Below are 13,200 nucleotides of genomic sequence, written 5' to 3'. Positions count from 1 at the left end.
GACAGTTCATTCTAAGACGCGAGCGGTAGAGTTTAAGCCGTATTGGGGTTTGGCAATATGAACACCGCGTTAACAAAACGAAAGTTAGATTATAGCAGCTTTCCTGTTTTATTGATGGCCATGGCTCTTTTGAGAGGAGCGCTCGATCTTGCTTATTTGGGGTTTATTAACCCTGTTTATGAAGAGCATTTTCTATCGTTTAAATATAATTATAATCCTACCCAGTATTTTCTTTCTTGGCTCTGTTATTTACTCTGTAGCGTCACATTACGTGGCCGCTTGATTGAATTTGTTGACTTTTTTTTACTATTTACAGTCATAATATTGATCGCGCCTATTACGAGTGTATGGGGAATGGATGTACAGAGACCTATTGAGCCATTGGCGGCTACATTGTTTGCTTTTTTCATCTTGCTCATTTTTAGTCGCTCAAGGATTATAAAAGCTCCATATTTTCCAACTATCAAGAACAGTCGAATTTTCCTTCTGATAATATCTTGGATACTAGTTGCCTTTTTGATTACTTGGTTTATTTATTCAGGTGGCGCTTCCACTCTTAATTTCGATCCTAATAAAGTCTATTTATTTAGAGAAGCCAATTCTAAAATAGTGGACGTGGGATTTCTCGCCTATCTAAATTTATGGGTGCAGAAGTTTTTCATTATTTTTCTAATCGTGTATTCATTGTACAAAAGACAATTCTTAGTATTAGTGCTATTGCTAATTATCCAAGTTTTTTTTTATGGGGTGACGACTCATAAGATAATTTTATTTTTACCATTGATGTCTATTGGAGTTTGGTATTATTTTCGAAGAACGGATAATTTGGCAACGCTCCCAATGGTTATCTTCATCGTTATTGTACTGGCTTACACCATCTACAAGTATTATGGTATTGAAATGCCAGCGGCTATGTTAATTAGAAGAACATTTTATGTCCCTGCAGGTATGACGTTCGAATGGTTTAGCTTCTTCTCTGAAAACCCTATGGTCTATTGGTCAGATGAAGCACTCTCGTTATTATTCGAATATCCATACGATAGGCCAATTCCTTATGTGGTTGGAATTACTCTGGAAAATGAGGATCTGGCTGCAAATAATGGTTTGGTAAGTGCGGGCTATGCCCACGCTGGATGGTTTGGCATCTTTATTTACGCACTTGTTCTAGGTTATATCGTGCGGATTATTAATGTTTTCTGTCGGAAGGGAATTCCCTTATGGATGGCTTTAGCATTAACTATTGGACCAATCAAAACAGCACTAACTGATAGTGATTTACTGACCTCAATAACAAGCCACGGCCTCTTATTTTCTGTCATTATTATCATCCTATTTAGAAATCGTGGTGCTAGTGAATAGTAATGTTAGGTAGATTTAGATGTATAAACTTGAGGCAATATAGAGAATAACATGAGTTCAACTAGTAAAGCATTACCTACTAGGCCTATGAAAATCATAATGCTGTGCGATTTTTATAATGAAAACCTTGAGTATCAAGAAAATCTACTGACTAAATACTATACTAAATACGGTCATGATGTAACAGTCATCTGTTCAACATACGAGTCGGTTTTCGACTACTATTCGGGAAAGCACAACAAAAATATTCCTGCAAAAACTTACTACGATGGAAAGGCTAAAATCATCAAGTTAAGATACTCATGGAATATAATGAATAAATTGCGTCGCTATACATCAATCAAGAGAATTTTGGAGCAGGAAAAGCCAGATTTAATATATGTTCATGACGTTATGTTTAACATGCTTGAAGCGACGTCATATATGAAAAAGCACCCTAGTGTAAGAATGATAATGGACTATCATGCAGATTACAGTAACTCAGCGAGGAATTGGCTGAGTTTAAAGGTTCTTCATGGTTTACTTAGAAAGTGGTGCCTAGACAAAGCTCGCCCTTATATTTCATGCATTTTTCCAATTGTTCCTGGAAGCAAAAAGTTTCTGCATGAGGTTTATAAAGTTCCGCTTAGTGAGATGGAAGTTTTACCTTTAGGGGCTGATGTTGACCTAGGACGATTAGCGAGACAATCTTTAAACCTAGCTAACCTTCGGAAGGCGTATAATCACACCAAAGATACGAAATTAATCTTCACCGGTGGTAAACTCGAGCCCAGAAAGCAGACCGAACTTTTAATTGATGCGGTGGATTCACTTAGACGTAATGATGTGCGCTTGGTTATTATTGGACAATCTGCCCAAGATGATAAAGGCTATTATCAAATGCTAAAAAATAAAGCTAAAGATAATCCATATATATACTTTGCTGGATGGCAAGATAAAGTGGGAGTATATGAACATCTTGCAATAGCAGACATTGCAGTTTTTCCAGCTAGCCAGTCAATTCTTTGGCAGCAAGCTATAAGTATGGGGTTGCCATTGGTGTGCGGGAATACTGGTGAGCAAAGTATTGAGTATCTCAATTTGCATGGCAATATTGTAATTCATCAAGCTAAGGAAATTTCGGTAGATAGTTATCGCCATTCACTTGAAAAACTACTCGATGATGAAACTGCGCTCAAACGTATGGGAGAAGGGGCAAAAAAAGTCTCAGAGACTAGTTTAGACTGGAATAACCTTATCAATAGAACCTTGCGTTACAATACAGCTCTAGAAAAGTGAGTTTGGGTATAATGTGACTTTCAGCGCTTGTACTTTCTGCTCGTTTATGCCCTTCCAAAACGCTGCGGCCAACATGGATAAGTTGCAGTATTTATAAGTTTTAACCTCTCCTCAGATAGTTTACTATAGTCGTATTAGTTCGTCGTTTTTCAATTTGCGCATTCTATAATCCATTATGTTAAATACTCCGTTCTCCCCGTGGCCTAGTTTCACTGAAGAAGAAGCAAATGCCGTACAAGAAGTACTGCTGTCCAATAAAGTAAATTATTGGACAGGCGAACAAGGTCGAAAATTTGAGAAAGCTTTCGCTGCATGGAGTGACTGTGAATACGCAGTAGCTGTGGCCAATGGAACCCTAGCGTTAGATCTGGCCCTGAAAGCGCTGGATGTGGGGCCTGGAGACGAAGTCATAGTTACACCTCGTACCTTTTTAGCATCGGTTTCTTCTGTGGTAACTGCGGGAGCAACACCGGTCTTCGTTGATGTAGATGAAAATACTCAGTCAATAACCGCTGAAACGATTGCTCCAGCCGTAACGAGTAAGACTAAAGCAGTAATTGTTGTGCATCTCGCCGGTATGCCTGCTCCCATGGAAGATATCATGGCGTTATCTGCCAAGTTCAATTTCTACGTGATTGAAGATTGTGCCCAAGCGCATGGAGCAAAGTATAAAGGGCGTTCTGTTGGGTCTATTGGGCATGTGGGAGCGTGGTCTTTTTGCCAAGATAAAATAATGACGACGGGTGGTGAAGGCGGCATGGTGACCACCAATGATAAAAAACTGTGGTCAAAAATGTGGTCTTTTAAAGATCATGGTAAGAGCTTTGAAGCGGTTTACGAACGCCAACATCCACCAGGTTTTCGCTGGCTCCATGAAACATTCGGGACAAATTGGAGATTGACGGAAATGCAATCTGCTATTGGCCTAATTCAGTTACAGAGAATGTCAGACTGGCATCGCGCTCGATGTCACAATGTACAGCGAATAAGTGATGTAGCCAAACGTTTCTTGGGTGTTCGTTTAACTAAATTAAACTCAGACACTGAGCATGCCTGGTACAAGTTGTATATGTTTGTTCAGCCCGAATACCTTAATGAAAGTTGGTCTCGTGACAAAATAGTAGAAGAGATTGTCACTCAAGGAGTGCCGTGTATGCCGGGAAGTTGTTCAGAGGTCTATTTAGAGAAGGCGTTCAATGGTACAGGGTGGCGTCCAGAAACACGACTACCAGTTGCTCAGCGACTGGGTGAAACCAGTTTAATGTTTTTAGTTCATCCGACGTTGACAGAACAAGAAATTCAAACCACTTGTAGAGTGGTTGAGTCTGTATTTAGCCAAGCATTTCATAGCTAGTAAATAGCTTCAGAAACGGTATATGTAATGAAGATACTACTATTTAAGTTGTTAGAAGTTTCCCGTACTTGGAAGCGTGCAATTGCCTTAATGGTAGACTGTACTCTGATAGTGATTGCATTTTATCTTGCGCACTTTTTACGCCAAGGTAATTTGGACTACTGGTATAATCCATTACTACTTTCTACCCTAGCTGTAACACTCTTATCGACATTAATTGTCTGGTATCGAATAGGGCTTTACCGCACTATTATTCGTTACTTAGATACTAATGTATTGTACTTGGTGGCTACGGGGACCGTTATATCCGGAGCTATATTAGTTGCATCGAACTTCTTATTTGCGGCAAATATTTGGCGTTCAATCCCTCTTATATACGTGATTTTACTGTATTTTATGGTTACATGTTCGAGATTGTTCGTTCGTGAATTGATAAGTAACAAGAACATTAACGATAAAGATTCAGTCATTATTTATGGAGCAGGAGCGTCCGGTTCTCAATTATGTATGGCATTGCGCAGTGGGGCAGAGTTTAACCCCATAGCTTTTGTAGATGATGCGCCTGATATTCAAGGAAGTTTTGTTGCTGGAGTCAAAGTACATCATCCTAGCCAACTCAAAAAACTCGTGAGCCAATATAATGCGAACAAGGTACTGTTGGCCATACCAAGTTGCACACAAGTTCAGAAAAAGAGCATTATTCGAACCGTAGAGGCGCTTAAAGTTCAAGTGCTTACAATCCCTGGTTCTGCAGAACTAGTAAGTGGTAAGTGTAAAATAAGTGAATTGCGCAATATCGCAATTGAAGACTTACTCGGCAGAGATGCGGTACAGCCAGATCAAAAACTACTCAATAAGTGCATACGTGGAAAGCGAGTACTGGTGACAGGCGCTGGGGGCTCTATTGGCTCTGAGTTATGCCGGCAAATTGCAGAACTTAAACCTTCTTCACTAGTAATATTTGAGTTAAGTGAATTCAATCTTTATAACATAGAGCAAGAATTGGCCCGTGCATTTCCATCAATTACAATTAAACCGATTTTAGGAAGTGTCTTAGATAGCCAGTTGGTCAATAGAGTAATAACACAGTTCGATATCCAAACCATTTATCATGCGGCAGCTTACAAGCATGTCCCTCTTGTTGAGCTTAATACCGTAGCAGGTATTAGAAATAACGTGTGGGGAACCAAAATACTCGCTGAAGCAGCTATTGCCAATAATATTGAACATTTCGTATTAATTTCAACGGATAAGGCCGTGCGTCCAACCAACGTCATGGGTACTTCGAAGCGGTTAGCGGAAATGGTTTTGCAGTCATTAGCCAAAAAATCCGAGAAAACCGTTTTTTGCATGGTTCGATTTGGAAATGTATTAGGGTCCTCTGGATCTGTTGTTCCTTTATTTCAACGTCAAATTCAGTCTGGAGGTCCAGTTACTGTTACTCATAGAGAAATAACTCGCTTTTTCATGACAATCCCAGAGGCGGCTCAATTGGTCATTCAGGCTGGAGCAATGGCTGAGGGGGGAGATGTTTTCGTCCTTGATATGGGCAAACCTGTCAAGATAAGTGATTTAGCTGAAAAAATGATTTTATCTATGGGTCTTGATGTTAAGAGTCCAGAAAATCCTGATGGTGCAATAGAAATCGTCTATTCTGGATTGCGGCCTGGCGAAAAGCTCTACGAAGAGCTACTCATTGGTGATAACGTCGAAGGTACTCCCCACAAGCGAATTATGAAAGCAAATGAGGCCTATTTGTTTGAAGACGAGCTTAATACATTATTATCGTCATTAGATAATGCACTTGAATTAGGGGAAATGGACAAAGTCAGGGAGATATTGATTAATGCTAAGGCTGGGTATAACCCTCAGTCATCGCTGCAAGATTTGCTTTGGTGTCAACATAACGAGCCAGCAGTGACAAATGTTACAAACTTGGGAACATCCAAGAATCAATTGATTAAAGCAATAAATTAAGAAGTAGTTCTGTGCGCGCTAAGTTTACAATTTATAGCGTTGGAAGCGCACTAAATATAGCGTTGAGTTATGCTCTTCTCATAGTATTCTCTACGCATCTCAGTAAACCTGATTATGCAACCTACGGCTATTATACTGCGGTTATTGCCTTGGTTGTGATGGTGATTAATTTTGGGCACAAAGAAACACTTTTAAAAGCCTGTAGTCTGCAAAACATTTTTGTATTAAAACGAGTTTCTTTTACCTATTTTCTAGTGCAATGCACATTACTGCTAGTGTGCTGTATCTTACTGTTAATCGAACCGCAAATTGGTGTTGTTTTTTAACGGCTGTCGTCACTAATTGGCTATTGACCATTAATCATGTAAATAGAGGTCTTGGTGATTATTTCAAAGATGGCATCGCAACCGCTCTACACCGCTTACTATGGCTTATAGCATGCTTATTTTATATTTACGCAGAAGTAGACATAGGCTATTTGGATTTGTTTATTTTATCCTTACTAAGTTCGCTTGTTGCCATTTCTATACTCTTCCCAAAAAATGGAAAGCACTTTCTTAAATTGCCTTTTTTCATTCATTTATTGAAAAGGCGTTGCGTAATATTAACTCGCGATACAAACACACTGTTCAAATTTTTCTTGATTGAATTTGCCACCGTGGCCTATTTGAAAGTGGATATAGTGTTTTTGCGGCATTTTGACATTGATCAAGCAAAGGCTGCCGACTACTTTCTTTCTACACAGATTCTCGATGCATCTGTTATGCTTTTAACGCCCATAGGTTATTTCTTTTTTAATCAATATGCGAAGGAACTTCGCGGTGAGAAAATCGTTGCTAACAATCGTGGGAATGTTTCAATATTAAGATACATCGCTTTATTGGTTAGTCTGGTAGCGTTAGGGCAGCTGCTTTGGATGTTTATTGGTCAATGGTTACTGGTGACCATGTTTGAAAAATATCTTAATAGTTACGAGATAATCCTTGCGCTGTTGACTACGTTGTATCCTCTTGTCATAAATCTCATCGTATCAAGCTATATGATTCTACAGCACAAAGAAAAACAGTACATGAAGATATGCTTTATAGGTTTGGCTGTAAATGTAATGTTTAACTTACTTCTCATCCCATTGTTGGAAGTATACGGTGCTGTTTATAGCCGCCTTCTTACAGAGACCTCAATGACATTACTTCTTGTGCTTTATCTTAAGAGTCATAAGACAACTAATCGAGATAATAATGTTTTGGTATGATCACTTTCTTGCCAATGGTGGTGCAGAACAAGTTTCGCTTCAAATAAGTCAACACTTGGACATTACTGTGCATACTGCATGGGCTGATCCCGCTTTGTTTACTTCATTGAATGGGCACGAGCGTATCAATAGCCATAATCACGCTTTCAAGCAACACAAATTTCCCACATGGTCTTTGATGTCTTTTTATCGCTCTCAAAAGCCTAGGACTGACGCTCCATATTGGTTATTGACAGGTGTATTTTCACCATTGATGATGATCAACAAGCCAAAACATAAAATAGGCGTTATTTATTTTCATACCTTTCCGAGTTTTGTTCATGAAACCTATGAACAATTGAGTGCGAGTCACGGAAGGTTGAAGGCATTAGTATTCAGGGGAATGTGTAAGCTCTATACTCAATGGTTGAAAAAGGCGGTTGCTAAATCAAATAGAGTATTTGTGAATTCTCATAGTGTTCAAAAGCGCTTTAAGCAATATTTAGGGATTGATGCGGAAGTGCTATATCCCCCTGTAGAAGTCGGTGGATTAGAGCATTGCCCCACCAAAGGTTACTTTCTTTCAAGTGCCAGACTAGAACCTAATAAACAAGTAGAGCTTATTCTAGCAGCGTTTGAGAAGCGGCCAATGCATACCTTGTTTGTTGCTGGTGGAGGGACTTTATTACAGGAAATGAAGGCCAAATATGCTGACTGTAAAAACATTCACTTCTTGGGTTGGCAATCGCAATCGCAGATGAAAACGCTTTATAATTATAGTAAAGCATTGATATATTTGCCTAAAAATGAATATTTCGGTATTGCGCCAGTAGAAGCGATGGCGGCGGGTAAGCCTGTCATTTCGGTGGCTGAAGGCGGAATATTAGAAACAGTAACAGACCCTCGTTGTGGGAGTTTACTCAACCCGGGCTTTACTATGGATGACTTGTGTCACGCCATAGATACTTTATCAGTTGATGACGAAGAGGCTACATTTAGGCAGAAGCATGCGCGTCAATTTGATGCTGAATTGTTTTACCAGTCATTGACGACAGTTTTAACTAATTCGGAGTAGGAATGGCCTTAAGGCAACATTTGCTGATGTATGACTTCTTGTTTGTTAATGGCGGGGCTGAGGCGGTGTCATTACAATTGGTCAAAAGTAGAGAAGACATGGACTTATCTGTGGGGTTTATCAATTCTGATAATTTCCCAGAAGCGCCTTTAGAAGCTGAAAAGCTAATATCTTTGGGTAAATCCACCCGTATACTCGGTTGGCAAACCATCAAAACTAGCTGGTTATTTAAGTACAAAACAGGTTTTATTAATCGCTACGAAAAAGTAGTGTTTTCCGGCTCGAATACTCCGCTTGCAGTGCACAATCACATTGGCAAAGTTAACATTTTATATTGTCATACGCCTCCGAGATTTGTTTACGATCTTAAAGCACACTACCTGTCGACAGCGCCACTGTGGCAAAAAATACTACTTAAATGTCTGATAGCATGGTTTCAGCCACAATATGAAAAGGCTATTGGTAAAATGGATTTGGTCATAGCAAATTCACGTAATGTACAAGAACGCCTAAAACATTATCTTGGGATTAAATCCATAGTTATTTATCCTCCATGTGATACCAATAAATTTAAGTGGATGGGACAAGAGGATTTTTATCTATCTACCGCTAGGTTGGAGCCGTACAAGCGAGTTGATCTAATTGTTGAAGCTTTTCTTAAAATGCCCCAAAAAAACTTAATTATAGCGTCTGGAGGTTCGCAACTGGAAAGGCTTAAAACTCTCGCAAAGGGAGCCAAAAACATTCATTTTACAGGCTGGTGCGATCAATCAACTCTGATAGATCTTATGGGAAGATGCACTGCTAGTATTTATTTGCCGATGAATGAGGATTTCGGTATGTCTCCCGTCGAATCAATGGCCGCAGGTAAGCCTGTGATAGGTGTTGCTGAAGGTGGGATATTAGAAACAATAGTAGAAAATAAAACGGGAGTTTTGTGCCCTTCAGATCCCACAAATGAAGATATCATAAATGCCGTTAATTATCTTTCTAAGGATACTGCAGCTTCAATGCGAGAAGATTGTGAAAAGCAAGCCGATAAGTTCTCTGCAAAGCGTTTTCATCAATCTATAGATGCGCTTTTAGATTGTTCAAAAGAACAATTGCAGGATACTGCTAGCAAGGTTGATGCGACGTCGACATAGTATAAAAAGTTGTGCTCTAGGTATTTGTTTCAGCTTTCAAAGTTAGAATAGTTCCGATTGGAAATTTCTCATTAAATTGTTTTGCTACATCGCCACTACCATAGAGAACAGCGAAATTATTACTGTAGGGCCAACTGGCATAAGGAACACTCTTATCTATGCGTTTGATTCTCATCGACTGCATATTGTCGCCAACAACTATCCAATAATCTGCGTTGATATCGGCAAACTCATATGATGCTTTATCTCGTGGATTGTTACTGTCACTTGTTTTAAATTCTAGTGAACCCCCGCTATTCAAAGGGTTATATACTGCTTCTGAGGCAAGTGTAACTGTAGGAGATTCAGGGAGTTTTTCATGGAGAATGCCTTCTACACGAGCCTCTGCAAAGGGTCTGTCTGCGCCCCAAAACGTATATGCAACTATTATAAAAAGAGATAGAAAAATAACAAATTGTTTATTCATTGGTTTGTAAAATCAATTAATCAAATATAACTAAATCATCGAGCACTAAATACTAACAATTTCTTTTACTAAACACACTAGAAAGGGACGAGCATTGATAGCTTGGTAGACCAGAATTAAATAAGATAAGTATACAAAAAAACTTATTAGGAATATTTCTGCACTTATTGAATTTTATCTCAAGTCAAGTCGTTAGTTTAGCCTCCAATTGCGCTCGAAGTTAAAAACAGTTGAAAGCAATGTTATTATGCCTTGGTATTCTTAACTAGTGCAGCAGTATGACAATAAAAAAAATAGCGTTCCCATATTGGCAAAGCATCCTTACTTTCTCCGCATTGCTAGCAACATTAAGCGTCTATGTATTGATGTTACTAAACTTAGATAGGGGACTTGACGTTACCGATGAAGGCCTTTACTTAGTTAGTGTTAATCATAGTGAAATTGATTTTTTAACTACAAGTCACTTTCATCACTACACAGGCATCGTATGGGCAATGGTGAATCAAAACATTAGCCTATTCAGAGCGTTTGGTGTAGTGAGTTTAGCGCTATCTGCTATATTTTTAGTCACTTCTACCATTAAGTATATTCAATGCTTTACAACTGTGAAGGTCTCTCGACTCGAGAGGGCATTATGGCTATCGGCGGCGTGTTCATCTGCACTGGTTTATTACTATGCGTGGCTACCTTCTCCTTCATATAATTGGCTAATTTTGGTTTGTTGCTTATGTTCAATTGGGATAACGCTTCAGTTAGTTTGCGCAACGAAAAGAAAGGGAGCTTATAAATATGAGTTATTTTTCTTATTTTTGCTTGGCTTAGTTTTGACTATAGCATTTATCACAAAGCCAACAACGGCAGTAATATTGGGAGCGAATGTATTTCTGTGGATTTACTTTTCAACTTTGCGAAAAGACTGTTGGAGAATATTGTTACATTTAGCTCTTTTTGTGTCTGTCATTATGCTTTCACATGCCTACTTTTTTGAGAATGGGCTATTTAGCTTCATTACTAACATGCATAAAGCAACTGAATACGCCAATAAATTAAGTGGGTCTATTAAGCTTATTACAGTATTAGCAAACGCTGCGAAGGATATTATCCATATTCCAATCTTCTTGTTTGAAAACCTGAGTCATTCAATTTATGTAATTTTAGTTCTGGGGTTAATCAATATTTTTCACAACTTTTTCACAACGCGCTTCGATAGGTATTTGGGGTGTTTAAACCTTGCTTTGTTACTTTGGGCGACCATGATCGCGTGGTGGGACTTAAATACTTTACATCACTGGCAAGGCGGTCGATATGAAGGAACAAAGGTTGCGCTTGGTGGCGTATCTATCTTGTCCGTAATTTGTCTATCTGCACTGGTGAGTGCACCTCGAAAAGCAATTTCATTCAAACTAAGCTCGACCTCTAAGCATTTTATAGCACTAATAGCCTCATTTGCTCTGTGTTCTCTGGCATATGGGTTCGGCTCTTCAAATGGTTTAATGCGACAAAGTAGCGGTGCATATGTTTTATGGGGATTAGCTGCTGTTTTAGCTTCATACAGCTTAGAGTCGAACAAAAAGTAAAATTGTTTTCCATTGTCGTTTCATTCATGGTCATTTGTAGCTCGTTTTCAGTATTAAAAGGTGCATACAACGTTCCTTACCGTCTTGGTTCACCATTGTCTGATCAGACATATAAAATTACTTTTATAGGCAACGAATCTATTTTGAAAGTTAGTAAACCTAGAGCCACATATATAGAAAATTTGAAGGCGTTGGCACTTAACAATGGATGGCGAGAGCAAACAACTTTTATTGATATGACTGGTGGGACACCACTTGCAGCGTTTATTCTTAATGGTATGCCAGTGAAAAAGGCTTGGTTGTTAGGAGGTTATTCAGGTTCGGAGTCTGCTGCTAGATGGTTATTTGAGCAAATAGATATAGAGACTATTAAACAGTCTTGGATTCTGACTGCACCAAGTGGCTCGCGATCTATCCCTACATCTGTGCTAGAAGTTGGGGGAGTTGACTTTTCAGAAGATTTTGAATTGGTCGGTGAGTTGAACTTAGACTATCGCGGAGAAAAGCAGTTACTATGGCGCCCGATCATCAGATAGGCCATTAAATTAAAGGTTATAGTTTACAATAATGAGTATTTCTGTGGAAAAAGTTCCATTCAATAGGCCATCGATGAGTTCTGATGAGCTATTGCATATAGAACAGTCTATAGCTAGCAGAGAATTAAGTGGTGGCGGCTACTTTACTAGATTAGCGCAAAGCCTTTTAAAGAAGGAATTGGGTGGAAACTGTGAAGTGTTATTGACAACTTCCTGCACACACGCTTTAGAGGTTGCTGCAATTTTATTGAACCTACAACCGGGTGATGAAGTAATTGTTCCGGCTTTTACCTTTCCTTCCACAGCTTTGGCATTTGTAATGCACGGGGCTAATGTAATTTTTGCTGACTGTCGACCTGATACATTGAACCTTGATGAAAGCTTGTTAGAGAACTTAATTACACCGAATACAAGAGCTATTGTTCCTGTTCATTACGCTGGAATTTCTTGTGATATGGACAAAATAATGGATCTAGCAAACTCATATGATTTAATCGTTATCGAAGATAACGCGCATGGTTTATTTGGAAAATACAAAAATAAGTCTTTAGGGACAATAGGACATCTTGCCACTCAGAGTTTTCATGAAACAAAGAATATTACTTGTGGGGAAGGTGGTGCGCTAATCATTAATGAAAAAAAGTTTTATGAACGAGCAGAAATTATTCTAGAAAAAGGCACGAATCGAAAGCGCTTTTTTAGAGGACAAGTAGATAAGTATAGTTGGGTAGATAAAGGGTCTAGTTATATTTTAGCTGACCTGCTGGCATCAATGTTGTGTGCCCAATTAAAAAGGGCAAAAAAAATCCAAAATTCTAGAGAGAAAGCATGGAATCTCTATTATGAAAAACTTGAATATTGGGCGTCTAATAATAACGTAAAGCTCCCTTTTGTGCCTGATGAAGCTTACCAACCGTTTCACATGTTTTATTTATTAGTGCCGGATGTAGAAATTAGAGATAGCTTGTTGAATGAATGGAATAGCAAAGGGGTTAACGCTGTTTTTCATTACTTACCCCTAAATCGCTCTGAAATGGGAAGAAAATTTTCTACCAATAGTAATTCATGTTCGGTAGCAGAGGATATCAGTAATCGTATTATCAGATTGCCATTCTACACTGATATTAGCTTAGCAGAGCAAGAAAAAGTCGTAAGTGTAGTTTTAGAGTCTAAATGGTAAAAATTAATTTTTTATTGAATAC

11 protein-coding genes are annotated in these 13,200 nt (G+C 38.7%); 10 read left to right on the top strand and 1 reads right to left on the bottom strand.

Annotation, left to right across the window (positions count from 1 at the left end):
* The first annotated feature begins 57 nt into the window (after positions 1-57).
* The 7 genes from EYR97_RS08890 (at position 58) to EYR97_RS08860 (ending at position 9,419) form a co-directional block, all read left to right on the top strand.
* Positions 58-1,359, top strand: coding sequence for a hypothetical protein (locus tag EYR97_RS08890; protein ID WP_131093492.1), 1,302 nt, complete (start codon positions 58-60; stop codon positions 1,357-1,359).
* 51 nt (positions 1,360-1,410) lie between these two features.
* A complete protein-coding gene (locus EYR97_RS08885; RefSeq protein WP_131093491.1) occupies positions 1,411-2,637 on the top strand; it encodes a glycosyltransferase family 4 protein in 1,227 nt (408 codons plus the stop codon).
* A 175-nt stretch (positions 2,638-2,812) separates the two neighbouring features.
* Complete coding sequence (locus EYR97_RS08880; protein ID WP_131093490.1) at positions 2,813-3,991, top strand: DegT/DnrJ/EryC1/StrS aminotransferase family protein; 1,179 nt, start codon at positions 2,813-2,815, stop codon at positions 3,989-3,991.
* A 27-nt stretch (positions 3,992-4,018) separates the two neighbouring features.
* Positions 4,019-5,968, top strand: a complete 1,950-nt coding sequence (locus EYR97_RS08875) for a nucleoside-diphosphate sugar epimerase/dehydratase (RefSeq protein ID WP_131093489.1) — start codon at positions 4,019-4,021, stop codon at positions 5,966-5,968.
* Between the two features lie 259 nt (positions 5,969-6,227).
* Positions 6,228-7,220 carry a lipopolysaccharide biosynthesis protein gene (locus EYR97_RS08870; RefSeq protein WP_131093488.1) on the top strand — a complete coding sequence of 331 codons (993 nt, stop codon included), beginning with the start codon at positions 6,228-6,230 and terminating at the stop codon, positions 7,218-7,220.
* Positions 7,207-8,274, top strand: a complete 1,068-nt coding sequence (locus EYR97_RS08865) for a glycosyltransferase (protein ID WP_131093487.1) — start codon at positions 7,207-7,209, stop codon at positions 8,272-8,274. Before EYR97_RS08870 ends, EYR97_RS08865 begins: the two co-directional genes overlap by 14 nt.
* A gap of 2 nt (positions 8,275-8,276) precedes the next feature.
* Complete coding sequence (locus EYR97_RS08860; protein WP_131093486.1) at positions 8,277-9,419, top strand: glycosyltransferase; 1,143 nt, start codon at positions 8,277-8,279, stop codon at positions 9,417-9,419.
* A gap of 16 nt (positions 9,420-9,435) precedes the next feature.
* On the opposite strand, the gene EYR97_RS08855 is transcribed toward EYR97_RS08860, so the two are convergent.
* Positions 9,436-9,885 (bottom strand): hypothetical protein, encoded by a 450-nt coding sequence (locus tag EYR97_RS08855; RefSeq protein ID WP_131093485.1) that lies wholly within the window; start codon positions 9,883-9,885, stop codon positions 9,436-9,438.
* Positions 9,886-10,163: 278 nt separating this feature from the next.
* Between EYR97_RS08855 and EYR97_RS08850 the strand changes: the two genes are divergently transcribed.
* The 3 genes from EYR97_RS08850 to rffA all read left to right on the top strand — a co-directional run bounded on the left by EYR97_RS08850 (position 10,164) and on the right by rffA (position 13,178).
* Complete coding sequence (locus EYR97_RS08850) at positions 10,164-11,462, top strand: hypothetical protein (RefSeq protein ID WP_131093484.1); 1,299 nt, start codon at positions 10,164-10,166, stop codon at positions 11,460-11,462.
* Between the two features lie 143 nt (positions 11,463-11,605).
* A complete protein-coding gene (locus tag EYR97_RS08845) occupies positions 11,606-11,998 on the top strand; it encodes a hypothetical protein (protein ID WP_131093483.1) in 393 nt (130 codons plus the stop codon).
* 43 nt (positions 11,999-12,041) lie between these two features.
* Positions 12,042-13,178: a dTDP-4-amino-4,6-dideoxygalactose transaminase gene (gene rffA / locus EYR97_RS08840; protein WP_219996017.1), complete on the top strand. Its 1,137-nt coding sequence runs from the start codon at positions 12,042-12,044 to the stop codon at positions 13,176-13,178.
* The last annotated feature ends 22 nt before the right edge of the window (positions 13,179-13,200 follow it).

It is taken from the genome of Alteromonas sp. KUL42 (genome assembly GCF_006538325.1).
Taxonomy (GTDB): Bacteria; Pseudomonadota; Gammaproteobacteria; order Enterobacterales; family Alteromonadaceae; genus Alteromonas.
The sequence above is the reverse complement of the archived record's forward strand: the minus strand, read 5'-3'. Positions and strand labels throughout refer to the sequence as shown.